Origin of the sequence: Paraburkholderia aspalathi, assembly GCF_900116445.1 — a bacterium.
GTDB classification, from domain to species: domain Bacteria; phylum Pseudomonadota; class Gammaproteobacteria; order Burkholderiales; family Burkholderiaceae; genus Paraburkholderia; species Paraburkholderia aspalathi.
The window spans coordinates 42,860-67,248 of the sequence record NZ_FPBH01000026.1 but is presented as its reverse complement, the minus strand read 5'-3'; the positions used below and the strand labels follow the sequence as shown (position 1 = coordinate 67,248).

23 protein-coding genes are annotated in these 24,389 nt (G+C 60.7%); 12 read left to right on the top strand and 11 right to left on the bottom strand.

From position 1 onward, the window contains the following. Positions 1–2 precede the first annotated feature (2 nt). Genes BM438_RS31890 through BM438_RS31870 form a run of 5 tightly spaced genes read left to right on the top strand, consistent with a single transcriptional unit; the run spans position 3 to position 4,375 of the window. Positions 3–602 (top strand): MSMEG_0567/Sll0786 family nitrogen starvation N-acetyltransferase, encoded by a 600-nt coding sequence (locus BM438_RS31890; RefSeq protein WP_093643169.1) that lies wholly within the window; start codon positions 3–5, stop codon positions 600–602. Continuing rightward, entirely contained in the window at positions 599–1,585 is a 987-nt protein-coding gene (locus BM438_RS31885) for a sll0787 family AIR synthase-like protein (protein ID WP_093643166.1), read from the top strand. Before BM438_RS31890 ends, BM438_RS31885 begins: the two co-directional genes overlap by 4 nt. Continuing rightward, on the top strand, positions 1,582–2,757 hold the full coding sequence (locus BM438_RS31880; RefSeq protein WP_093643164.1) for an MSMEG_0565 family glycosyltransferase: 1,176 nt from the start codon (positions 1,582–1,584) through the stop codon (positions 2,755–2,757). The genes BM438_RS31885 and BM438_RS31880 overlap by 4 nt, the downstream gene beginning before the upstream one ends. A 17-nt stretch (positions 2,758–2,774) precedes the next feature. Continuing rightward, positions 2,775–3,059, top strand: coding sequence for an MSMEG_0570 family nitrogen starvation response protein (locus BM438_RS31875; RefSeq protein WP_093643161.1), 285 nt, complete (start codon positions 2,775–2,777; stop codon positions 3,057–3,059). A 26-nt stretch (positions 3,060–3,085) separates the two neighbouring features. After that, entirely contained in the window at positions 3,086–4,375 is a 1,290-nt protein-coding gene (locus BM438_RS31870; RefSeq protein WP_093643158.1) for an MSMEG_0569 family flavin-dependent oxidoreductase, read from the top strand. A 105-nt stretch (positions 4,376–4,480) separates the two neighbouring features. On the opposite strand, the gene BM438_RS31865 is transcribed toward BM438_RS31870, so the two are convergent. The 4 genes from BM438_RS31865 to BM438_RS31850 all read right to left on the bottom strand — a co-directional run bounded on the left by BM438_RS31865 (position 4,481) and on the right by BM438_RS31850 (position 8,558). Next, complete coding sequence (locus BM438_RS31865; protein ID WP_093643155.1) at positions 4,481–6,592, bottom strand: phosphocholine-specific phospholipase C; 2,112 nt, start codon at positions 6,590–6,592, stop codon at positions 4,481–4,483. 75 nt (positions 6,593–6,667) lie between these two features. Further along, on the bottom strand, positions 6,668–6,991 hold the full coding sequence (locus BM438_RS31860) for a hypothetical protein (protein WP_093643152.1): 324 nt from the start codon (positions 6,989–6,991) through the stop codon (positions 6,668–6,670). 137 nt (positions 6,992–7,128) lie between these two features. Further along, on the bottom strand, positions 7,129–7,590 hold the full coding sequence (locus tag BM438_RS31855; protein ID WP_054040495.1) for a RidA family protein: 462 nt from the start codon (positions 7,588–7,590) through the stop codon (positions 7,129–7,131). Between the two features lie 104 nt (positions 7,591–7,694). Further along, positions 7,695–8,558: an IclR family transcriptional regulator gene (locus tag BM438_RS31850; protein WP_093643149.1), complete on the bottom strand. Its 864-nt coding sequence runs from the start codon at positions 8,556–8,558 to the stop codon at positions 7,695–7,697. Between the two features lie 118 nt (positions 8,559–8,676). Between BM438_RS31850 and BM438_RS31845 the strand changes: the two genes are divergently transcribed. The 3 genes from BM438_RS31845 (at position 8,677) to BM438_RS31835 (ending at position 12,605) form a co-directional block, all read left to right on the top strand. Continuing rightward, positions 8,677–9,879 (top strand): aminotransferase class V-fold PLP-dependent enzyme, encoded by a 1,203-nt coding sequence (locus BM438_RS31845; RefSeq protein ID WP_093643146.1) that lies wholly within the window; start codon positions 8,677–8,679, stop codon positions 9,877–9,879. Between the two features lie 158 nt (positions 9,880–10,037). Then, positions 10,038–11,156 (top strand): porin, encoded by a 1,119-nt coding sequence (locus tag BM438_RS31840; protein WP_093643143.1) that lies wholly within the window; start codon positions 10,038–10,040, stop codon positions 11,154–11,156. A 78-nt stretch (positions 11,157–11,234) separates the two neighbouring features. Next, positions 11,235–12,605, top strand: coding sequence for a GntT/GntP/DsdX family permease (locus BM438_RS31835; RefSeq protein WP_093643140.1), 1,371 nt, complete (start codon positions 11,235–11,237; stop codon positions 12,603–12,605). A 56-nt stretch (positions 12,606–12,661) separates the two neighbouring features. Here the strand turns inward: BM438_RS31835 and BM438_RS31830 are convergent, their stop codons facing one another. The 4 genes from BM438_RS31830 to BM438_RS31815 form a co-directional block, all read right to left on the bottom strand. Then, positions 12,662–13,540, bottom strand: a complete 879-nt coding sequence (locus tag BM438_RS31830; protein ID WP_093643137.1) for a prohibitin family protein — start codon at positions 13,538–13,540, stop codon at positions 12,662–12,664. Between the two features lie 473 nt (positions 13,541–14,013). Then, complete coding sequence (locus tag BM438_RS31825) at positions 14,014–14,844, bottom strand: alpha/beta fold hydrolase (RefSeq protein ID WP_093643134.1); 831 nt, start codon at positions 14,842–14,844, stop codon at positions 14,014–14,016. A gap of 8 nt (positions 14,845–14,852) precedes the next feature. Continuing rightward, entirely contained in the window at positions 14,853–16,445 is a 1,593-nt protein-coding gene (locus BM438_RS31820; RefSeq protein WP_093643131.1) for a benzoate-CoA ligase family protein, read from the bottom strand. Between the two features lie 95 nt (positions 16,446–16,540). Then, positions 16,541–17,014, bottom strand: coding sequence for a DUF4863 family protein (locus BM438_RS31815; RefSeq protein WP_093643128.1), 474 nt, complete (start codon positions 17,012–17,014; stop codon positions 16,541–16,543). Between the two features lie 184 nt (positions 17,015–17,198). On the opposite strand from BM438_RS31815, the gene BM438_RS31810 reads away from it, so the two are divergent. The 4 genes from BM438_RS31810 (at position 17,199) to boxA (ending at position 22,809) form a co-directional block, all read left to right on the top strand. Beyond that, positions 17,199–18,194 (top strand): helix-turn-helix transcriptional regulator, encoded by a 996-nt coding sequence (locus BM438_RS31810; RefSeq protein ID WP_093643125.1) that lies wholly within the window; start codon positions 17,199–17,201, stop codon positions 18,192–18,194. A 117-nt stretch (positions 18,195–18,311) separates the two neighbouring features. Continuing rightward, entirely contained in the window at positions 18,312–19,982 is a 1,671-nt protein-coding gene (boxC, locus tag BM438_RS31805) for a 2,3-epoxybenzoyl-CoA dihydrolase (protein ID WP_093643122.1), read from the top strand. Positions 19,983–20,078: 96 nt separating this feature from the next. Continuing rightward, entirely contained in the window at positions 20,079–21,506 is a 1,428-nt protein-coding gene (boxB, locus tag BM438_RS31800) for a benzoyl-CoA 2,3-epoxidase subunit BoxB (RefSeq protein WP_093643119.1), read from the top strand. A gap of 58 nt (positions 21,507–21,564) precedes the next feature. Then, positions 21,565–22,809 carry a benzoyl-CoA 2,3-epoxidase subunit BoxA gene (gene boxA / locus BM438_RS31795; protein WP_093643116.1) on the top strand — a complete coding sequence of 415 codons (1,245 nt, stop codon included), beginning with the start codon at positions 21,565–21,567 and terminating at the stop codon, positions 22,807–22,809. A 53-nt stretch (positions 22,810–22,862) separates the two neighbouring features. On the opposite strand, the gene BM438_RS31790 is transcribed toward boxA, so the two are convergent. The 3 genes from BM438_RS31790 to BM438_RS31780 are packed head-to-tail and all read right to left on the bottom strand — an operon-like array spanning position 22,863 to position 24,314. After that, positions 22,863–23,258 carry a type II toxin-antitoxin system VapC family toxin gene (locus BM438_RS31790; RefSeq protein ID WP_093643113.1) on the bottom strand — a complete coding sequence of 132 codons (396 nt, stop codon included), beginning with the start codon at positions 23,256–23,258 and terminating at the stop codon, positions 22,863–22,865. Next, entirely contained in the window at positions 23,255–23,509 is a 255-nt protein-coding gene (locus BM438_RS31785; RefSeq protein WP_200622331.1) for a type II toxin-antitoxin system Phd/YefM family antitoxin, read from the bottom strand. The genes BM438_RS31790 and BM438_RS31785 overlap by 4 nt, the downstream gene beginning before the upstream one ends. A 46-nt stretch (positions 23,510–23,555) precedes the next feature. Then, entirely contained in the window at positions 23,556–24,314 is a 759-nt protein-coding gene (locus BM438_RS31780) for a TetR/AcrR family transcriptional regulator (protein WP_200622333.1), read from the bottom strand. Between the last annotated feature and the right edge of the window lie 75 nt (positions 24,315–24,389).

Below are 24,389 nucleotides of genomic sequence, written 5' to 3'. Positions count from 1 at the left end.
TCATGTTCGGTGAGGCGATCGCAGGCGAGGCACTGGAAGGCGACGTGGGTTTCGCACCCTATGCGCCGAGCGAATTCCGCATCAAGTGGACGACGCTCGATTGGGAGGCCGATGAAGCGCACATGTTGCGGCGCGCGGTGTTCTGCATCGAGCAGGGCATTTTTGTCGGCGACGATCGCGACGATATCGACACGCACGCGCAGCAACTGGTAGCAGTGAGTTGTGTTGCCGGCATGCCGGAGCAGGTGGTCGGCACTGTGCGGATTCATCGCGACGAGGGCAGCGTGTGGTTCGGTTCACGTCTGGCCGTGCATGCCGCGTTTCGCCGCTACGGAAAAGTCGGCGCGACGCTGATTCGTCTCGCCGTGAGCAGTGCCCATGCGCTCGGCTGCGAGACTTTTCTCGCCCATGTGCAGAGCCAGAACGTGCCGCTCTTTTGCGCAATGCATTGGGACGTGCTTGCAGAGGAAACGTTGTTGGGCCGGCCGCATCATCTGATGCAGGCGCAACTGGATTGGTATCCGCCATGCGTGACGCCGTATAGCGGCTTCGTGACACATACTCAACCGCACCGCGCAGCTTCCGCACGGAGCGCGGCATGACAAGCGTGGCCGATCTCGTCGCCAGCCTGCGCGAAAGTCGCGGGTTTCGGCACAAGACGGATATCGTCGACGTGGTCGGCGCACTCGCCCGGCGTCTGCCTGGCGGCACGCAGGATCTCGCGCAGGCTGTTGCACTTGGCGACGATTGCGCGGCCATTGCCGATGGCGATGGCTATCTCCTGTTCGCCATCGAAGGCATGGTCAGCGATTTCGTGAGCGCAATGCCGTGGTTCGCCGGCTACAGCAGCGTGATGGTCAACATTAGCGATATCTACGCGATGGGCGGACGGCCGCTGGCGGTGGTCGATGCGCTATGGAGTCGAGGCATCGGCGCCGCCGAGGAGGTGCTCGCCGGCATGGCAGCGGCGTCCGTTGCTTATGGCGTGCCGATAGTCGGCGGTCATACGAATACACGCAGTGATGCGGCGCAACTGGCGGTGTCGATCGTAGGGCGCGCGAAAGCGCTCTTGTCGAGCTTCAATGCAAAGCCCGGTGATCGTTTGATGATGGCCGTCGATCTGCGCGGGCATTTCGAGGAACCGTATCCGTTCTGGAATGCGTCGGTGGGTGCGCCGCCTGAACGTTTGAGAGCGGATCTCGAACTGCTTCCGCGGCTGGCGGAAAGTGGCCTATGCGACGCGGCGAAGGACATCAGCATGGCCGGCACACTCGGCACGGCGCTGATGCTTCTCGAGTGTTCACGAGTGGGTGCGCGAATCAATCTCGAGCGTATTCCGAAGCCTGCTGACGTCCCCTTGGAGCGTTGGGTCACCGCTTTTCCGAGCTTCGGCTATCTGCTATCGGTTCGCGAAGATCAGGTGGACGCCGTGCAGGGGCAGTTCGATTCGCGTTCGCTCGCTTGCGCCGTGATCGGTTCGGTCGATGCGACGTGTGAGGTGGTTTTGCGTCACCACGATGAGGCGGCGGTGTTGTGGGATTTTAATCGCGAGCCGTTCATGATCGCGAAGGACGGTTTGCGATGAACCCGTTGCGTATCGCGTTGCTGACGCATTCGGTCAATCCGCGTGGCGGGGTGGTGCATACGCTTGAACTGGCGACCGCGTTGACCGCGCTCGGTCATGATGTGACCGTCTTTGCGCCGGCTGCGCCGGGCGAGACGCTGTTCCGCCTGCCGCCATGCCGCGTGGTCTATGCGCCGATCAAGCTATCGCAGACCAGCACGGTTGCCATGGTGGAGGCGCGTATCCATGCATTCAAGCAGACCTTGATGGAACACGACGCGTGGTCGTTTGATGTCTTGCACGCGCAGGACAGTATCAGCGGCAACGCACTCGCGGAACTGAGAGCGCAAGGACTCATTCGTGGTTTCATGCGCACCGTTCATCACCTGGATCATTTCGACGATCCCCGTCTTGCTGCATGGCAGCGGCGGGCGTACGAGGATGCGGAGCAAGTGTTGTGTGTCAGCGATACATGGACGCGAGAGATGCGTTCGACACTCGGTATTGCGGCGCTGACGGTGCCGAACGGTGTCGACATCGCGCGCTTCACGCCTGACCAAGACGAGCACGACGCGCAGATCACGCGGCGCTTGGGTATTGATAGTGGCCCGATCGTACTTTCAGTGGGCGGTATCGAAGCGCGCAAGAACACCCTCGCGCTGCTGGAAGCATTTGCGTTGGTGCTGCGCACGTTGCCGGGCGCGCAACTTGTGATTGCCGGCGGCGCGAGCCTGCTCGACCACGACGTCTACGCCCGTGGCGTGATTAAGCGAGCTGCGGAGTTGGGGCTGTCAATTGGCCCGGGCGAAAGCGTGGTCGTGACCGGGCCGCTCGAAGACGCCGCCATGCCCGCACTCTTTCGCAGCGCAGACGTGTTGTCGATGGTGTCGTTGCGCGAGGGCTTCGGTCTGGTGGTGCTGGAGGCGCTTGCTAGTGGCACGCCGGTGGTTGCCTCGGCAATCGCGCCGTTCACCGAGTATCTCGACGACTCCACGTGTTACTGGGCGAATCCGACCGATGTCGAGTCGATAGCGGCGGCGTTGCTACGTGCTCTCGGCGGCAGCGGTAGTCGAATTGATTTCGAGCAGGCCGTGCCCAGGTTACTCGCACGCTTTAGTTGGGCCGCAAGCGCTCGGCGTCACGTCGACGTGTACCGCCAATTGCTGGCAGCGCGCGCATTAGCTATTCATTGATCAATTGAGGATTTGCGATGCCTGTCATGCACTTTCGGATTCAGTGGCCCGATGGCGATGAAGCGAACTGTTATTCGCCGTCGCTCGTCATTGGTGATTTCTTCAAACCTGGCGAGGCCTATGCGCTGGACGACTTCGTCGAACGTTCGCGGCAGGCGTTGGGTATCGCTTCGGAGCGCGTGCGCGAGAAGTACGGCTTTGCCTGCTCGGCGGCGATGGATCAGCTCGCGCAGATCGAACGCGAAGCCGAGCGTTTTCGCGATCGACCCGAAGCGACCGTCAAGGTTATCGAATTCAGCTAGGCGCTTATTTTTGCAGAGGACGCATCATGTCGAATCCAACCCATCCTGGGCGCGCTGACGGGCATTACAGCGTGCTCGTCATCGGCGGCGGGCAGGCGGGCCTGTCGGTCAGCTATTACCTCAAGCAGGCCGGCATCGACCATCTGGTTGTGGAAAAGAACACGGTGACGCATACGTGGCGGCAGCAACGCTGGGACGCGTTCTGTCTCGTGACGCCGAACTGGCAGTGTGCGTTGCCCGGTTATCCCTACCTGGGTGACGATCCGCACGGGTTCATGAAGAAGGACGAGATCATCGGCTATCTCGACGGTTTCATCGCGCACGTCGAAGCACCGGTGATCGAGCACGCGGAAGTCAAACGCGTGAAGCAGCGCGACGACGGCGTCTATGCGATCGTGACCACGCAAGGCGATTTCACAGCGGATCAGGTCGTGGTCGCCTCGGGTGGCTATCACACGCCGATCGTGCCGCGTCTCGCCGAGCGCTTGCCCGCAAGCATCGTGCAGTTGCAATCGTCAGCGTATCGGAATCCAGAGACCTTGCCCGAAGGCGCGGTCATGGTGGTCGGCACGGGGCAATCCGGCGCGCAGATCGCAGAAGACTTGCATCTGGCTGGACGCAAAGTGGTGCTCGCGGTTGGCGAGGCGCCACGCTGTGCGCGCTTTTATCGGGGGCGTGACGTGGTCGATTGGCTCGCCGACATGCAGTACTACGACATGCCGGTCGAAAAACATCCGTTGCGCGAAGGCGTGCGCGACAACACCAATCACTATGTGACCGGCCGCGACGGCGGCCGCGACATCGATCTGCGCAAGTTCGCCGCTGAAGGCATGGAGCTATACGGCAGGCTCGACGACCTGCGCGACGGGCACCTCCATTTCGCACCGACGCTCGCGACCAATCTCGACGCCGCGGACGACACGTACAACCGGATCAACGCGAGCATCGATGGTTTCATTGAAAAGCATGGCATCGACGCACCGGTGGGTGAAGTCTACGAACCCGTCTGGAGGCCAGCCGAAGAACGTACGACACTTGATCTCCACACTAGCGGCATTTCGGCAATTATCTGGTGCATCGGTTTTACTCCCGACTTTAGCTGGCTCGACGCGCCGGTGTTCAATGGTCGTGGTTATCCAGCGCATACCCGTGGCATTACGCCGATCGACGGTTTGTATTTCGTCGGTTTGCCGTGGCTGCATACATGGGGATCGGGGCGCTTCTCGGGCGTCGCGCGCGACGCGGAGTTCGTCGTACAGGCGATTCGAGAGAAAATGCGCGAGCGTGAGTCGGTGAGGTCGGCTGTGGCGGCTTGAGATTAAGGCTTACACATCAAGACGTGAAGGCAAAAAAACGGCCGCTGCTTTTTATCGCAGCGGCCGCTTCTTTTCGTACGGACTGAATCGAAACCGAACTGAAGCTTAGCTCCCCAGCGCCGGATCGCTCATGCTGCTCCGGCCGGTTTCCACGTGTCCGGCGAAGCGTCGTGCGAACGACGGATCCGTGTCGACGGTGATCACAAGGTCGTACCAGCCGTATGCGTTACGCAGATCGAGGTACAGCTGTTCAGTATCGCCGCCGCGCACCGAATGCTTGACCACGTTGTGCGCGTCATAGGCATTGACGATGGTGAACTGGCAGCGCGCGCTGCCCACATTTTCCAGTCGCAATTGCAGATTGCCGTTGGCGACGTCGTAGCCTTCGGCGACTTCCGGCCGTGCAATGTCGGAGCCGTGCCACCAGCTTCTTGCGACCGGCTTGCCCGCGAAGCGGCGCAGAAAACCGTTCGGGCCGTACACCGTGTAATCGTACGTGCCGTCGATATTCAACGGCAGTTGATCCTGTAACCGCTTGCCGGCTTCAACCGTGTAGGTCAGCGGCGCAGCTAGACCATTGGCTGCATAGACGAGAAACACGGCGCCCGCGCGGCCCGAATTGACGAAACGCATCGTCAGCTTGTTCTCCGCGCCTTCACCGTGCACGCGTACGAACAGTTCGTACGGCAGCGCGCGCGCCGGGCGCACGCCGGGTTCCTGCTTCGGCACGGCCTGTACGAGCGGCGGCAGCGGTACATAGTCCGGATGACGATTCTGATCGGGCGGCACATAGCCGGCCGTGCTCGGCAGAGTCGGGAACGCGTCGTTCGGGGTGCTGAAGTTGAACGCCGACATCAGATCGCCGCACACTGCACGACGCCACGGTGTGATGTTCGATTCGCCGAGATTGTGCTGCTGGCCGAAGCGCTTTTCGATAAAGCGGATCACCGACGTATGGTCGAACAGTTCCGAGCACACGTAGCCGCCTTTCGACCACGGCGAGACCACCAGCATCGGCACACGCGGTCCGAGTCCGTACGGACCCGCCGGCGTGTTGCCGCTGCCCGCATAGTTTTCATTGCTGGTGTCGACGGTGGACAAACCGTTTGCGCTCGATGCCGGCGCGAACGGCGACGCCATATGATCGAAGAAGCCGTCGTTTTCGTCGTAATTGATCAGCAGTACCGTCTTGCTCCACACCTCAGGATTCGACGTGAGAATCTGCAGAACCTGATCGACGTACCACGCACCGTAGTTCGACGGCCAGTTCGGGTGCTCGGAATACGCTTCCGGCGCGACGATCCACGAGACTTGCGGCAGCGCGTTGTTCTGCACGTCGCGCTTGAGGATGTCGAAGTAGCCGTCGCCATTCGCCACGTTCGTACCGGTACGGGCATTGTCGTACAGCGGGTTGCCCGGTTGCGCGTTGCGGTACTGGTTGAAGTAGAGCAGCGAGTTATCGCCGTAGTTGCCGATGTACGGATTCTGCGTCCAGCCCCACGAGCCGCTGGCGTTGAGTCCTGTACCCATGTCCTGATAGATCTTCCAGGTGATGCCGGCGTTCTGCAGCACTTCCGGATATGTGGACCAGCCGTAGCCGAGTTCCGAGTTGTCGATCACCGGGCCGCCGCCGTTGCCGTCGTTGCCGACCCAGCCGCTCCACATGTAGTAACGGTTCGGGTCGGTCGGGCCCATCAGCGAGCAGTGATACGCGTCGCAGATCGTGAAGGCGTCGGCGAGTTGATAGTGAAACGGAATGTCGTCGCGCGTGAGGTAGGCCATCGTCGTGGTGCCCTTGGACGGCACCCATTGATCGTAGCGGCCGCCGTTCCATGCTGCGTGCGTGCTGGTCCAGTCGTGCGCGAGATCTTGCAGGAATTGCAGACCGAGGTTTGGCGCGGTGGGGCGGAACGGCAACACATAGCCGACATCCGCGGCGAGCGGCTGGTACCAGACCGGCTTGCCGTTGGGCAGGTTGATCGCGCGCGTGTCGCCGAAACCGCGTACGCCCTTGAGCGTGCCGAAGTAGTGGTCGAACGAGCGGTTTTCCTGCATCAGCACGACGATATGCTCGACGTCGCGGATCGTGCCGGTCTTATTGTTGGCTGGAATGGCGAGGGCGTTGCGAATGCCCAGCGGCAACATGCTCAACGCGGTGGCGGAACCGGCGGCGTGCGCGGCGGAGCGCAGAAAATCACGGCGATTTTTTGAAGTCATGGTTTTGGCTTTCGATCTTCATAAGAGGAACGAGCCATGCGGCGCGTGAGCCACGCGCCGCATGGGGCGCGGAACTCAATCTACGGTGTGGATGACGGGTGTAGCGAGCGGCGTCGAAGCGGCAGCGGACAGCGCCGCGTCGGCGCTTGATGCGGGCAGTGCTGGGGTTTGAATCGTGACTGCGGGTAACGCTGGTGAAGCGGAAGAAGGATTCGCTGACAGAACCTGTGAAGCGCCGCCGTTATCGCCGGCGCCGTCGGTAGAACTGGTGGTGCCCGTGTCCGGTGCGGGATCGTCGTTGCCGCAAGCGCCGAGCAGCATGCAGAGCGACACGGCGGCCAGTGCGCCCACCAAACGTTTGCGATAGAAGGCAATGGACGGCTTCGACACAACAGACATGGCAATGTCTCCGGCACGGGGAGGATGCGCCAGGGCATCCACGCGCCCAGGTCAGCGATGCGCAAGAATAGTCGCTTACCTGTGTAACTTTTGTGAAGATGTGGAAATTTGGGTATTTGTTGAGAATTGGGCGTCGGTCAATCCTGGATCGCGACGATCGCCTCGATCTCGACGGTAATATTGCCCGGCAGGGAGCCCACGCCGACCGCCGAGCGGGAATGCCGACCGGCATCGCCGAATACATCGACGAACAGATCCGAGCAGCCGTTGATCACGCGCGGATGCTCGGTGAAATCCGGCGCCGCGTTGACCATGCCCAGCAGCTTGACGACCTGCTTCACGCGCCGTAAATCGCCCAGTTCGTTATGCAACACGGCAAGCAGATTCAGGCCGACCATCTGAGCGTGCCGGTACGCTTCGTCCGCACTGACGGTGGCGCCGACCTTGCCGGTCATCAGCGAGCCGGATTCGTCGAGCGGACCCTGTCCGGATAGAAACAGCAGATTGCCTTCGCGCGTGCAGTGCGTGAAATTGCCGATCGGCGTCGGCACTTGCGGGAGCTTGAGGCCGCGCGTGTGCAGCCGGTCGTAGCAGTTCATCGGTGGGGAAGTGATGGTGAGCGGTCTTTAAGGAGTCAGCGTTGCGTGCGGGTTTGGAGTTAATGCTTCTTTAATGCTTCTTCGTGCTTCGGGCCCGGGCGGCCTTACGCCGCCGGGTCCTGCTCGCGATGCCGCCAGCCGAGGCGCGCTTCGATCCGGGCGGCCACCGCCTGCACAGCTTGTGCGAACCGTTCGGTGCCAAGCTCGGCTTTCGCCTCGGGCATCACGATCGAAATCGTGAAAACGCACGCGCCGGTGTTGTCGAGCACGGGCGCCGCGAGACACGCCACGGACGCATCCGATTCGCCGATCTGAATCGACAGCCGCGCCTCCAGCGCCTCGCGGGCAATCTGCGCGAGCACTTGCGGCCGGGTTTCCGCGCGACCGGTCGGCGAGCTTTGCGCGTGCTGCGCAAAAAACGCGACCCGTTCGGCATCCGGCAGGTGCCCGACGAGCAGGCGTCCGGACGCGGTCCAGTTGAGCGGCACGCGGCTGCCCACTCGCGAGGTCACGCGGAAATGCCCCGGCCCTTCGGCCATTTGCTGGACGACCATCATGCCGTCTTCGAGTCCGCAGACCTGCACGGTTTCTTCGACTTCGGCGGAGAGCCGCTGCATTTCTTCATGAGCGACCGCGAGGTAGTCGAGCGAGCTGGCGTACGTCAAACCGTAGCCGTACAGACGCGAGCCGAGCCAGATCGTGCCGTCCATGCGCCGCGCCAACAGGTTCTTCTCGACCAGATCGTTGATGATCGAATACACGGTGGACAGCGGCGCGCCGACCATGCGCGCGACTTCATACGCGGTGGCCGGGCGGTTTGCCTGCTGGAGCGCGTCGAGAATCTGCACGGCGCGCTCGATCGCGCTGGTGCGCGTGCGCGGCGCGGCAGTTTCAGCCTGTGCTTCGGCGCTGGCTGAAGGCGCCGCGGGTACTGCTTCGGACGCGGAAGGTCGGGACGTGCGAGCCATCGTGCTCCTTTGACGCGAGATGTTTTTGTCCAGTTGACGCAGGGTGATTGTATGCTAGACTGATCCGCAATTACAACATATATTCCATAATTAAGAAATACCCGGTCGGAGGCGCTTCATGGACATTCGCTCTCGCTTTGGCTTACGCCCTGTCATCAATGCTTCAGGCACGATGACGAGTCTGGGCGCGTCCATCGTTAGCGCGCCGGTAATCGACGCGGTAGCGCAGGTGCTGCCGCAATTCGTCGAGATCGACGATCTGCAACGCAGAGCCTCAGCGGCGATTGCCGAGGCGTGCGGTAGCGAAGCCGGGTATATCACCGCGTCGTGCTCGGCGGCGATCACGCTGTGCATCGCCGCGACCATGACGGGCGATGACCACGGCCTGATCGAACGGTTGCCCGATACGAGCGCCCTGCAGCGCAACGAAGTCGTGATTCAAACCGGTCACCTCGTCAATTATGGCGCACCGGCGGACCAGGCGATCCGTTTGTCCGGCGCGCGCGTCGTGCCGGTGGGTGCGGCAACCGAAGCGCACGGCTACCAGTTGAATACCGGCATCACCGAACGCACGGCTGCGGCGCTTTACGTGGTTTCGCATCATACGGTGCAATTCGGCATGATCCCGCTCGAAGAATTCATTGCGGTTGCGCACGCGAAGGGTGTGCCTGTGATCGTCGACGCGGCTTCCGAATACGACCTCAAACGCTTTATCGAAGCCGGCGCTGATTTTGCGCTTTATTCGGCGCACAAATTTCTCGGTGGGCTGACCGCCGGCATCGTCGCGGGTAATAAAACGCTGGTACGTGCCGCGTATTTCCAGAACGGCGGCATTGGCCGCGGCATGAAAGTCGGCAAGGAAGGCATTGTGGGCGCGATTACCGCGCTCGAACAATGGCAGCAGCGCGACCATGTCGCGGTTCGCGCTCGCGAACGCGGCTATCTCACGCTGTGGCGCGAGACCTTGAATCGTTGCGACGGCGTCTGGGCTGAGATCGACGCCGATCCGACCGGCAATCCGCTCGATCGTCTGAAACTGCATATCGATCCCCGGCAGGCCCGTATCACTGCGTGGGACCTCGCCGATGCGCTCGCGCGGCCACCCGAAGGCGAGGCGCCGGTGATCGTGCGTGATCATGAAGCGGAACTGCATTTCTTTTTCATCGACCCGTGCAATCTGCACCCGGGCGAAGAGCAGACCGTACTGGCGCGGCTGACTGCCGAGCTCGAGCGCGCACGACAGTCGCCCGAACCCGTGGTTACGCCGTTTTACCAGCGCGACGCGCGCCGCATTGCGGCGCGCCGTAATTGGCCGGGTTGATTCTCTCCCGGTTCATATCGATTGATCGATGACCGTTGTTTGACCGTAGCGCCGGATTTAATTCCGGTGCCGCTTTGACTTGCCCGCTTAGTACTACTCATATCGCCGGAACACCATTGTGTGACCGGCGTTCGCTTTTCTTTCGACTTGAGGAAACCATGATGCACAAGCAGATTCTTCGTACGGCCATCGCTTTCGCTGCCGCCGGACTCGCCGCGCAGGCCGCCCACGCACAAAGCAGCGTGACGCTGTACGGCATTGTCGATGCCGGCTTTACCTTCACCAATAATCAGAAGGGTGAGAAGGCTTATCAGGCGACGCAGGGTAATGTGCAGGGCTCGCGTTGGGGCCTGCTCGGCAGCGAAGATCTGGGCGGCGGCAACAAGGTTCTGTTCAAGCTCGAAAACGGCTTCAGCCTGGAGAGTGGCGCAGCCGGTCAGGGCGGCCGCATCTTTGGCCGTAGCGCATGGGTGGCGCTCTCCAACAGCAAGGCCGGTACGATCACGCTCGGCCGTCAGTACAACAGCGTGCAGGACTATCTGTCGAACATGCAGATCAATGGCGTCGGCGCGATGAGCCAGTACGGCAACGCGATCTACGACAACGACGATATCAACAACACGTACCGCACCAACAATGCGGTCAAGTACACCACGCCGACCTATGCCGGCTTCACGGCGAATGCGATGTACGCGTTCTCGAATACGGCGGGCGAGTTCTCCAACAATCGCGCATGGAGCGTTGGCGCCGATTATGTGAACGGTCCGCTGCACCTTGACGCAGCTTACTCGCTGGTCAATCGGCCGGCGACCAACACCACAGGCGCGGCGCCGTCTGACAACTACTACAGCACCAGCTCGTCGATCATCAGCGGCGTGAAGCGCAACCAGGTGTGGGGCGCGGGCGGTTCGTACGTGTTCGGCCCGGCAACCGTCGCGCTGCTGTACACGAACTCGCAATTCCAGTTGCTGAGCGGCGGCAGCCTGCGTTTCGCGAACTACGAAGCCAGCCTGAAGTATCAGTTCACGCCGGCCACGTTGCTCGCGCTCGGCTACATCTACACGACGCAGAACACCAGCGGCACTACGGCGACCAACGCTCACTACAACCAACTGAGCGTGGGCGGCGAGTACTTCCTGTCGAAGACCACCGACCTCTACCTGAACGGCATCTACCAACGCGCGTCCGGTTCGCACGCATGGGTCGAAGGCATTTCGAATCCGTCGAGCAACAACGGCCAGTTCGTGACCGTCGCCGGCATTCGCCACAAGTTCTAAGTCTGCCGCCCGCGCCGCTGCGTACAACATTCCGCTTAACGGAAGCTGCGGCGCGGTTCTTTCTCTTCAGGAGCACTTATGGCGACCGTTCAAGGAAGTCTGTTACTCGTCTATGCATTGATTGCCATCATCGCGCTGGTCGTGCTGATCGCGCGCTTCAAGATGAATCCGTTCATCACGTTGATGATGGTGTCGGTGGCGTTGGCACTCGCCGTCGGCATGCCGGCGACATCGATTCTCAAGTCGTTCGAAACTGGCGTGGGCGGCACGCTCGGCCATATTGCCATCGTGGTTGGGCTCGGTACGATGCTCGGCAAGATGATGGCTGAATCGGGCGGTGCGGAACGTATCGCGCGTACGCTGATCGACCTGTTCGGCCCGAAGAACGTGCACTGGGCGATGATGTGCATCGCGTTTCTCGTCGGTTTGCCGGTGTTTTTTGAAGTCGGCTTCGTGCTGCTGATTCCGATCGCATTCAACGTCGCCCAGCGCACCGGTACGTCGATGATTCGCGTCGGCATTCCGATGGTGGCGGGTTTGTCCGTCGTCCACGGTCTGATTCCGCCGCACCCGGCTGCGTTGCTCGCGGTCACGGCCTACAACGCGGATATCGGTCACACGATTTTCTACGCGCTGATTGTCGGTATTCCGACCGCGGCGGTGGCTGGCCCGCTGTTCTCGAAGCTGATCGCGCGCTTTGTCGTGCTCGACGGCTTTAACCCGATGGCGCAGCAGTTCATCGAACAGGACGCGAAGCGCTCGCATCAGGAACTGCCGGGCTTCGGCATTACGTTGTTGACGGTGCTGTTGCCGGTGTTGTTGATGCTGGTCGGCAGTTGGGCGGATTTGATTGTGCCGGCCAAATCGTCGATGAACAACGCGCTGCGTCTGATCGGCCATCCTGACATGGCTCTGTTGCTGGCCGTGCTGTTGAGCTTCTACACGTTCGGCAAGTCGCGTGGCTTTAATCGCGAGCAGATCCTCAAGTTCACCAACGAGTGTCTGGCGCCGACGGCAAGTATCACGCTGGTGGTGGGAGCGGGCGCGGGCTTCGGGCGCATCCTGATCGATAGCGGCGCGTCGAAGGCGATCGTCGATGTCGCGACGGGCGCGCATGTGCCGCTGCTGATTCTCGCGTGGCTGGTGGCGGCGTTGATTCGTGTGGCGACGGGTTCGGCGACTGTGGCAATGGCAACGGCGGCCGGCATCATTGCACCGATCGCGGCAGCGGCGGTGGGTACGGCGGGCGGTGTGCGGCCCGAGTTGCTGGTGCTGGCCACCGGCGCGGGATCGCTGATTCTGTCGCACGTGAACGACGGCGGGTTCTGGCTGGTGAAGGAGTACTTCGGGATGACTGTGCCGCAAACCTTCAAGACGTGGACCGTTTGCGAAACGATCATTTCGGTCACGGCGCTCGTATTGACGTTGGGACTTTCGACCGTGATTTGAGCGGGGAGAGGTAGAAACGCCGCTGCCCATCCATCGGGCAGCGGCCACGTTGCGCCTTACTTCTCGATGTTCAGAAAAGGCAGCGGCGCACCGGCGCCCATATAGGTCGGCAGCTTGCCGTCCCAGCGATTGATCGCCTGCAACTGCAGATACTCCTGTCCGCCGTTGGTCTTGACGGCCTGCGCCTGAATCGCGATCGATTCCGCTTCACCGCGTGCCTTGGCAATCTGCTGATCCGCTTCGAACTTCACGCGCGCGAGTTCGCGCTCGGCCTGTTCGGCGCGCTGGCTGGCGGTGACCTTCGCCTCGATCGCCTGATCGAATGCGGCGCTGAACTTGAAGTTGGTGATGTTGATGTCCTGAATCAGAAAGCCGTAGCCTTTGAGCTTGGTGATCAAGCCGCTCATGATGTCGGTCGATACCTGCTGGCGCTTTGTGACGAGTTCTTCCGCGGTGTAGCGCGCGGCGACCGCCTTGAACACTTCGAACATCGCAGGCTGCACATACGACGCCTCATATTCGAGCGACGGCGCCATCGCAAACAGTGCGCGAACCTTGTTGGGATCAACGCGATAGTTCATCGTCAGGTCGGTATGCACCGACTGCAGGTCTTTCGATGCAGCTTGCGCGCCTTCTACCTTGGCGACGTCGAGTCCAATGAATACCTCATGCACGCGCGATACCGGGCTGACGAGGTGAGGGCCCTCGGACAGCGTGTCCGATTCGATATGCCCGAAGGTTGTGACTACGCCGATGCGCGATTGCGAGACCTGCGTAAAGCACGAAAACAGCATGCCGACAGCTACAACCAGGACGAATGTGATAACGCCGTAGCGCATTTGCGGCTCATGGTCTTTGCGCAGCGATTTAGAAGCGAATACAGCTGCCGCGCCGATAATGGCGGCGAAGAAAAGAACAACAATAATCTGGCCCATGTCGATGATCTTCAGGTGAGAGAACACAAAAGGAGAGAATGACCGGTTGGTTACACACGTCGTTCGACCGGCCTCATGCGGAGGTGAGACGGAAAGCGGAAAGAGCGTTTGGCGAATCTGAAATGGGAACGAACTGGCTGAGCCGCCCGACGCAGCGCGATGAGCGCACTCAATAGACCGTATGGCCGAGTGTTATCAAAGAACGCCAGTTTGTTCGTTTGCATTGAAGCGGTGCGAAATCATTAAGCGAATTTGTTGTTTTTTATGTTTCTGGCGATTAAAGAAATCAGCGAGGTTGTGGCGAAGTCTACAAGCATATTGAATGCTTGCGCAACGGTATCTTTTAGAGCGGGGGATTAAAGCGCTTGATCGTGGAGGTGCTTTGCGAGTGGCACGCTTTTCTATTTATGTCGCATAAAAAACTGCGCCGGGGGCGGCGCAGTTGTACGGCGTTTCGGTGCGGTCGTTTCGGGCTAGCGCTGTTTTGCAACGAACCCCGCAATCGCGTCATTCAACGCATCCGGTGCATCGCGATGTGGCGAGTGTCCGCAAGCATCGAGCTTCACCAATTGCGCATGCGGCACGCGCTCGCCGATCGTATCGATCTGCGCCATGGTGCCGTAGTTGTCGTCGTGGCCTTGCACTGCGAGTAAAGGTTGCCGGATGGCGGCGAGTTCATCCACGATGCGCCATTCCCTGAACGCCGGATTCAGCCAGATATCGTTCCAGCCATAGAACGCGGAATCGACGTCGGCGTGATAGCGGGCTAGCTTGCTGCGCAGATCGGTGGTCTCGTAGAGTTGCTTGGTTTGCGCGATGCTTTCCACAGATATGTCTTCGACGAATACATGCGGCGCGATTGCTATCGCGCCTGCCAATTCATCCGGATGCTGCGCCGCATAGAGCAGCGCGATCGAGCCGCCGTCGCTATGGCCGATCACCCACATGCGCTTGCGTTCCTGTGCGCCGATATCGAGCGCATCGAGCAAAGCGGGCAGGATGTCGCGCGTTTGTGAGGTCATGAAATCGACCGGCCATTTGACGTCGTGCGCACGCGGCGTGGATAGCCCATAGCCGGGTCGCGAATAAACGAGACCACGCATGCCGAGCCGCTCGCACAAGGCTTGCGGCCAGTCGCGCCACATCGCGATGGAACCCAGTCCTTCGTGCAGGAAGACGGCGATCGGTGCATTGGCCGCCGCTTCATTCACCCAGCGATATTCGATGCGCAAGGGCCCATGCGATGCCGTGGCGGGCAGTTCTGCGAATTCGCTAGCAAGGGTTGCGGTTGCGGGGTTCTGCATGGATCACCTTATGACTGTTCGCGCAGTTTGAAGCGTTGAATCTTGCCGGTAGCGGTTTTCGGCAAATCGTCGACGAAGAGGATATCGCGCGGATACTTGTGCGGCGCGAGCCGTCCCTTGACGAAATTCTTCAACTCATCCGCGAGTATCTCAGACGGTGTGAATTCACGCTTCAGCACCACGAACGCGCGGGTCTTCACGAGGCCGCCATGATCGACACCGACCACCGCGGCTTCCAGCACCGCGTCGTGCTGCACCAGAACCATCTCCACTTCGACGGGTGATACGTACTGACCGCTCACTTTCAGCATGTCGTCGCTGCGGCCCGCGTACACGTAACAGCCGTTCGCGAGACGACGGTACTTATCTCCGCTGCGGATCCACTCGCCGAGGAACGTGGCGCGCGACTTCTCGCGATTGCTCCAGTACATGAGTGCCGCGCTCGGTCCTTTGATAAACAGATCGCCGACTTCGTCGTCGGGCACCGGATGTCCGGCTTCGTCGCGCAGTTCGACTTCATAGCCGGGCACGGGGCGGCCCGTGGTGCCGTACTCGACTTCACCCGTGCGGTTCGACAGGAAGATATGCAGCATCTCGGTCGAGCCGATGCCGTCGAGAATTTCGCAGCCGAAATGCGCGGTGAAGCGCTCGCCAATTTCGCGCGGCAGCGCTTCGCCCGCCGACGTGCACACGCGCATCGCGACAGCGGCGCGCTCGGGCAGGTTGGGCGAGACGAGCATGCTCGCGTAGAGCGTCGGTACGCCGTAAAAAATGGTCGGGCGATGCCGCACGAGGCGCGTGAAAATCGCGTCGGCGGTGGGGCGCTCGGCCATCAATACAGCCGTGGCGCCAACCGAAAGTGGGAACGTCAACCCATTGCCCAGACCGTATGCAAAGAACAACTTGGCCGCCGAGAAAACTACATCGCTTTCGACGATGCCAAGAATCGGCTTCGCGTACAACTCGGCGGTCCAGTACAGATTCGCGTGCGTATGGACGGTGCCTTTCGGCTTGCCGGTCGAGCCGGACGAATACAGCCAGAACGCGATATCGTCGCAACCTGTCGCAGAAGGCTTGGTGGCCGGTGTGGCCGCGTCGATCAGATCGTTGAGGCGCGGCGCCGTCAAAGGCTCGCCGTCAAGGGGCTGTGAAACGATCAACTGGCAACCGTCGTGTTCGGTGGTATCCATCGCCTGCGTGACATTCGGCAGCAATGCGCCGGATGCGATCACGGCGCGCGCATGGCTGTGCGTCAGCATGTACACATAGTCGGCCGTGGTGAGCAAGGTGTTCGCGACGACCGGCACGACGCCCGCATAGAGCGCACCGAGAAAGGCGATTGGCAGTTCGATGGTGTCGAGCATCACCAGCAGCACGCGTTCTTCCGGATGCACACCAAGCGTGCGCAATGCGCTTGCGAAGCGCCGGGCCCGTTCTTCGAGTTCGCCGTAGGTGGTCGTGCCGGTGTCGTCGATATAGGCAGTCTTGGCGGCGCGCGCTTCATTCAATCCAAACAGGTAGGCCGCGAAATTGAATATCGCGGGCGGCGCTTCGACAGTCGGCGCGGGCCGACTCGCAGCCGTTTCCAGCAGGGCTTCCATATGTCTCCTCCATCGGGTGGGGGCGGTCTGGCGGTTATGTGCTCTTGATCCGCTCGATGCTTACTGTCTGATCGTGTGAAGCTTGTCTCGTGCCGCTACGCTGCGGTGGGCGTGAATTCGATCGCGCCTTGCGGCAGCAGATACAGCACCAGCGCCTGGCCATTCGCAACGGTCGGCCGATGCGCGCTGCCGGGACCGTACACGCACCAACCTGCCGGATGACCGTCGAAGGTAGCGCCTTCGGTGAGCGGCATGATCAGATCTATTTCGCCGTTCGGATGCACATGATGCGGACCGGCAATATCCTTCATATCGACCACGTCGACGGAAAAGCCGTGGGTTTCCGGCAAGGCCTTGAAGATCCGGCCATAACGAATGCCGCCGCCTTCGCGATTGCACAGCCAGCCTTCGGCCACGCCGGTGCGGCAGGCATCCGCCAGTTCGCGGAAGGTCGCGCCGTTTGCGGGATACGTGTCGTTGAGCCACGTGGTCAGCGTGCCGTCGAGCGGGCGGCCGGCGAGTTGCTCTGTCACGCCCGCAATCAGGCGTTGAAAGTCATGTGGGGACATGCAAGCCTCCAGATCAGCACGCGCACGCACCTTAATTCATGCGTGCCGTTGCGCCGTCTCCGTGACGCCGCCGAAAAACCTCGACAGCGTTTGTTATTGGATCAATATTTGGCGAAAATTAACTGTTCACCAATGCCATGTCAAGCACTATAGTACATGTAACGTATTCAATAGGCAGTTAAACATGAACCAAAATTACTCTTCCGCGCCGCTGGACGATCCTGCCGATGAGGACGCGAGCCGCGCCACCGGGGCCAGCCGCGGTGCCGACAGCGGGGCTGAGCGTGGGGCGGAGCGCGATCCTTTTCTAACCGCGATGGGTGATCGCGTGCGTTTGCTGCGCGCGCGCCGTGGCATGACACGCAAGACGCTGGCGACTGAAACCGGCTTGTCGGAGCGTCATCTGGCGAATCTGGAGTCGGGCATGGGCAACGCATCGGTGCTGGTGTTGCGGCAAATCGCGGCGACGCTGAACTGCCCGCTGGCCGAAGTGATCGGCGACGAAACCACGGCTTCCGCCGAATGGCTGCTGATCCGTGAACTGCTGCAGGGTCGCGACCAGGCGGCGCTGCAGCGCGCCCGCGTGGCGCTTGCCGAGATGTTCGCGCAGGCGCCGCGTGACCCGCATCGCAAGGACCGGATCGCGCTGATCGGCCTGCGCGGGGCCGGCAAGTCGACCTTCGGCCGGATGCTGGCGCAGGAGCGCAAAGTGCCGTTCGTCGAGCTGACGCGGGTGATCGAGCAACTCGCCGGCTGTCCGCCGTCGGAGATTCATTCGCTTTACGGTGCGAGCGCTTACCGGCGTTATGAGCACCGCGCGCTGGAGGCGGTGATTCACGAGCATGAGCGCGCTGTGATCGCGTCGCCGGGCGGGCTGGTGTCGGAGTCGGGCACCTTCAATGCACTCCTGTCACACTGCTTTACCGTATGGCTGCAGGCCACGCCGGAAGAGCATATGCGCCGCGTCGTCGCGCAGGGCGATCTGCGGCCGATGTCCGGTAACAAGGAGGCGATGGATGACCTGAAGCGCATCCTGGCCGGGCGTAGCGAACTGTACGGCCGCGCCGACATGACCTTCGACACCAGCGAAAAAACCTTGGCCGACGCCTACTTGCAGCTGCGCGACCGGCTGGCTGCAAGGCTCGCTGCAGAATCGCCGGATGAAGTACGGGTGAGCTGAAATGCAGTGCGAGCCTAGGGTTTACTAGCAAACATGCACTAAAATGCTTTACTCGGGGATGACGATGCACTATTGTTCAAAAAACAAGTTTTGCATCGTCCAGTCAGGAGACGCCCCATGTCCACAGCAGAAACCGCCATCGCGCCGGTCGACTACCGCACCGATCCTTCGCAGTACAAGCATTGGAAGCTGAGTTTCAACGGTCCTGTCGCGACCCTTGGCATCGACATCGCCGAGGACGGCGGGATCCGGGACGGCTACAAGCTGAAGCTGAATTCATACGACCTTGGCGTCGACATCGAACTGCACGACGCGATACAACGCATCCGCTTCGAGCATCCTGAAGTCAAAACGGTGGTGCTGACGAGCTTGAAGGATCGCGTGTTCTGCTCGGGCGCGAATATCTTCATGCTGGGTTTGTCCACGCACGCCTGGAAGGTCAACTTCTGCAAATTCACCAACGAAACGCGCAACGGTCTCGAAGATTCATCGCGTCATTCAGGTCTGAAGTTTCTCGCCGCCGTGAACGGTGCATGCGCCGGCGGTGGTTACGAACTCGCGCTCGCTTGCGACGAGATCTATCTCGTGGATGACCGCTCGTCGTCGGTTTCGCTGCCGGAGGTGCCGCTGCTGGGCGTGCTGCCGGGTACGGGCGGCCTGACGCGTGTTACCGACAAACGCAAGGTGCGTCACGATCGTGCGGACATCTTCTGTACTGTGGTCGAAGGCATTCGCGGTGAGCGGGCGAAAGCATGGCGTCTCGTGGATGAAGTCGTGAAGCCGAATCAGTTCGATCAGACGATTCAGGCGCGCGCGCTTGAACTCGCCGAACAAAGCGATCGCCCGTCGGACGCACCAGGCGTCATGCTCACGCGTATCGAACGCACCAACCGCGAAGACGGCCTGACTTATAAAACACTCGACGTTACGATCGATCGTGCGAAGCGCATCGCCACCTTCACGGCGAAAGCGCCACAAGCCGGACAACCTACCGAGATCGACGCGATCGTCGCCGCCGGCACGAGCTGGTGGCCATTGCAGTTCGCCCGCGAACTCGACGACGCGATCCTCTCGATGCGCACTAACGAGCTCGAGGTTGGCACCTGGGTCTTCAAGACCGAAGGCGATGCCCGTAATCTGCTCGCCACCGACGCTACCCTGATGCAGCACAAGGACCATTGGTTCGTGCGCGAGACGATCGGCCTCTTGCGCCGCACGCTGGCACGTATCGACGTGTCGTCGCGTTCGCTGTTCGCGCTGATCGAGCCGGGTTCGTGTTTTGCCGGCACCTTCGCCGAACTCGCGTTTGCCTGCGACCGCAGCTATATGGCGGCACTGACGAGCAACGAAGACGAAGAGCCGGCGATCACGCTCTCGGAAGTCAACTTCGGTCTCTATCCGATGGTCACGCATCAATCACGTTTGGCTCGTCGCTTCTATGAAGAAGCCGAACCGCTCGACGCGGTGCGCTCGAAGATCGGCCAGGCGATCAAAGCTGTTGAAGCCGAGCGCCTGGGTCTCGTGACCGCGTCGCCCGACGATATCGATTGGGCCGACGAAATCCGCATCGCGCTCGAAGAACGCGCGGCGATGTCGCCGGATGCATTGACCGGACTGGAAGCGAATCTGCGCTTCAACGGCCCGGAAACGATGGAGACGCGTATTTTCGGGCGTCTCACCGCATGGCAGAACTGGATCTTCAACCGGCCGAACGCAGTGGGCGAGAAGGGCGCGCTCAAGGTGTACGGCAAAGGCAGCAAGGCGCAATTCGACGTCTCGCGCGTTTGATTCTTTCGACGCGACACAACGTAACTGAAACCGACGCCCCCTGCCTGATACGCGCCTCTCATCCGCAAGCTCTGTATTCCGACCAAGGAACCGACCATGTCAACGATCAACTACAGCGAAAAGATTCCGAACAACGTCAATCTCGCCGACGACCGTGCATTGCAACGCGCGCTCGAACAATGGCAGCCGAATTTTCTGTCGTGGTGGGGCGATATGGGCCCGGAAGGCTCGCATGGCTATGACGTGTATCTGCGCACGGCGGTGAGCGTCGACGCGGGCGGCTGGGCGCATTTCGATCACGTGAAGATGCCGGACTATCGCTGGGGCATTTTCCTCACGCCCGGTGAACAGGACCGCAAGATTCATTTCGGCGAGCACAAGGGTGAGGCTGCGTGGCAGGACGTGCCCGGCGAGCATCGCGCGAATCTGCGCCGCATTATCGTCACGCAAGGCGATACGGAGCCGGCTTCGGTCGAGCAGCAACGGCATCTGGGTTTGACCGCGCCGTCGATGTACGACCTGCGCAACCTGTTTCAGGTGAACGTGGAAGAAGGCCGCCACCTGTGGGCGATGGTGTACCTGCTGCACCGTTACTTCGGCCGCGATGGTCGCGAGGAAGCAGAGGCACTGCTCGGCCGCCGTTCGGGTGACGAAGATAATCCGCGTATTCTCGGCGCCTTCAATGAGAAAACGCCGGACTGGCTCGCGTTTTACATGTTCACGTACTTCACCGACCGCGACGGCAAATTCCAGTTGTCGGCGCTCGCCGAGTCGGGTTTCGATCCGCTTGCACGCACCACCAAGTTCATGCTGACCGAAGAAGCGCATCACATGTTCGTCGGCGAATCGGGTGTGTCGCGCGTGATCCAGCGCACGGCGCAAGTGATGAACGAACTGGGCACGGACGACGTCGCGAAGATTCGCGCGGCCGGCGTGATCGATCTGCCGACCATCCAGCGCTACTTGAACTTTCATTACTCGGTGACGATCGATCTGTTCGGCGCCGATCATTCGTCTAATGCGGCCACGTTCTACAGCTCGGGCCTGAAGGGCCGCTATGAAGAGAACAAGCGCGACGACGATCATCAATTGAACGGTCAAAGCTACAAGCTGCTCGACGTGCAGGACGGCAAACTGGTCGAGCGCGAAGTGCCGATGCTCAACGCGATGAATGAAGTGCTGCGCGACGACTACATTAAAGATTCGGTGGCGGGTGTCGGCCGCTGGAACAAGGTGCTCGAAAAGGCTGGCATCGATTTCCGCATGACAGTGCCGCATAAAGCGTTCAACCGGCAGATCGGCACGTTTGCAGGTACGCGTGTGTCGCCGGACGGCCGCGTGATCAGCGAGACCGAATGGGCCGCCAATGAAGCGAAGTGGCTCGCCTCGCCGGAAGATCGTGCGTATGTCGCCTCGCTGATGGGTCGCGTCGTCGAACCGGGCAAGTTCGCGAACTGGATTGCGCCGCCGGCAATGGGCGTGAACCGTCAGCCGGTCGATTTCGAATACGTGCGCTTTAACTGAGCACGGCGATTGAAAACGTGCGGCGTCGTATTCGCACGAATATCTGGTGGAGGAAGTCATGAACGGCCCAGTATCGATCGAAGTTCTCAGGCAACATCTGATCGATCCGGAAATCTGCATTCGCTGCAATACCTGCGAAGAGACTTGCCCGGTCGATGCGATCACGCACGACGAGAACAATTATGTGGTCAAGGCGGATGTCTGCAACGGCTGCATGGCGTGCGTGCCACCGTGTCCGACTGGCTCGATCGATAACTGGCGCACCGTGCTGAAAGCCGATGCGTATTCCATCGACGAGCAGTTCAAGTGGGACGTGTTGCCTGAGCAGAACACGATGGCAGTACCTGCTGCTGAAGATGAATCGGTCGCGGCCGGAGCGTCAGGCGATACGCCAGCGGATGCAAGCGGTATTGAAGTCGATACCGTGCGCGGCTCGGTCGTCCCGCCGTGGTCCGCAGCGAAACCGTACGTGAATCTCTACACTCACAAGGCGCCGACTACCGCGACGGTGGTCGGCAACTACCGGCTCACGGACGGCTCGACGGATAGCGACATCCATCACATCGTGCTCGATTTCGGCTCGATGCCTTTCCCTGTGCTGGAGGGGCAGTCGATCGGCATCCTGCCGCCGGGCGCGACCGCAGATGGCCGCACGCATCACGCGCGGCAGTATTCGATTGCGAGCCCGCGCGATGGCGAACGGCCCGGCTATAACAATGTTTCTCTCACCGTGAAGCGCGTGTCCCAGCAGCACGGCGATGCGCTCGATGGAGTCTGCTCGAATTATCTGTGCGATCTGAAGAAGGGCGACGTGGTCAGCGTAATAGGCCCGTTCGGCGGCACCTTCCTGATGCCGAACCATCCGAACTCGCATCTGCTGATGATTTGCACGGGCACAGGCTCGGCGCCGATGCGCGCGATGACCGAATATCGTAGGCGGCGTCGTCTGAAAGGCGCGACCGGCAAGCTGATGTTGTTCTTCGGCGCGCGTACAAAAGAAGAGTTGCCGTACTTTGGTCCATTGACGAATCTGCCGAAGGATTTCATCGACACGAATCTGGCGTTTTCTCGCACGCCGGGGCAGCCCAAACGCTACGTGCAGGACGCGATGCGTGAGCGTGCGGTCGATGTCGCACAGATGCTCAAGGACGACAACACGCATATCTACGTGTGCGGCTTGAAGGGGATGGAAGACGGCGTGCTGCAAGCGCTCAAGGAAATCGGCGAACAGCACCAGCTCGACTGGGAAGCGCTATGGATGAAGCTGAAGCGGGAAGGGCGGTTGCATCTGGAGACGTATTGATTGACTGATGTCTGGCCATGAATTGGCCCGCATGCCTGCGGGCCTCATGGTCTTTACCAGATCGTTTTGACGTGTGGATACGCGCGAATTTTTTCGTCTTTTGTCACTAGCGGTACGGCAAACTTGCGAGCGGTCGCGACGATCATCCTGTCGGCTGGGTCTCTGTGGAACTCACCGGGAAGATCGACGGACTTCGTTGCGATTTCCACATCGACAGGTATAAAGCGCACAGCTTCGATTGCCGAGACGGTGGCGAGCCAACTGCTGACATCCATCGAGAGTAGGAGCCTCTCGCGCTCCACCAGCATGGCTATTTCCCATGCGGAAATGGCCGACACGACGATTTCCCCGCCGGCCATTTCGTGCGCGATGGCAGTCTTTGCTTTCTTGCTTAACGTCGGATCGCCGGTGACCCACCAGACCAAAGTATGGGTATCCAGAACGATCACTGCGTCGCCTCCCAGTCATCCTCTCCAACGGGAGCGGTGGGATTGTCGTAACGCACGACCGAGCCGCGTAGCACGTCTAGCGGACTGCGTTCTACACCGCGATAGGGCCGGACTTCAAGCGCTGGCTTGCCGTGGTCGGTGACAATCAAGCTTTCACCGGACGCCTCCACTTGCCGGAACAATTCGAGCGCCTTGGCCTTGAATTCAGACTTCGATACCAGATTGCCTTGCACAGTAGCTCCTATAGTCATTTGCCTATAGTCACTATTGTACTCCAAAATGACTAGATGGAAGTAGTCATTGAACGGCTGACCCTTTCCCTTGCGCCGGCGACACCGCCCCACACGCACGAATCACCAACTGCACGACTTCCTCCGTCGTCACCTCAAACGCCTTCTGTGTCAGTGCGCGTTTGCCTTTAAGCGCGCGAATCTGCGCGTCGAAGTCGGCGTAATGCTGCGTGGTTGCCCAGATCATGTACATCAGCGTTTGCGCATCCACCGGCGCCAGCAGCCCGCGCGCAATCCAGTCGTCGATCACCTTCACCCGGCTATCCAGCCAAGGCTTCACGCGCCCGGTGAGAATGTCCTCCATATGCTCTGCGCCGTGAATGATCTCGCTCGCCCACACCTTCGAACCTAAAGGCCGGCGGCGCGATAACTCCATTTTCGCGCGTACGTATCCGCCAATCGCTTCGACCGGATCGTCACTGCATTCGAAGGTATCCGCCGCGCGATGCCAGTCTTCGAACAGGTCTTCCAGCACGCGCCGGTACAACGCGAGTTTTGTCGGGAAGTAGTAATGCAGGTTAGCTTTCGGTAAGCCTGCACGCTCAGCGATCATCGCCGTGCTGGTTCCATCGAGTCCTCGCTCGGCGAAAACCGCTTCGGCGCACGCCAGCAAATGCGCTTCATTCGACTCGCGAATGTGCGCCTTGCGCCGCCGCAAAGGCGCGCGAGTTTCGTCCAGTGTCTCGTCGTTTTCCGTGATGTCGGCAGCCACGTTGTCGTCTCTCATGTTGGCCTTCATCGGCATGTGTGCCGCGTCGCGCTTCATTCTAGTCGTTTGAGCGCGGATGGACACGCGCATTCGAGGCCGTCGAAAAATGCGTGGTGCAGTGCAATGGCACGC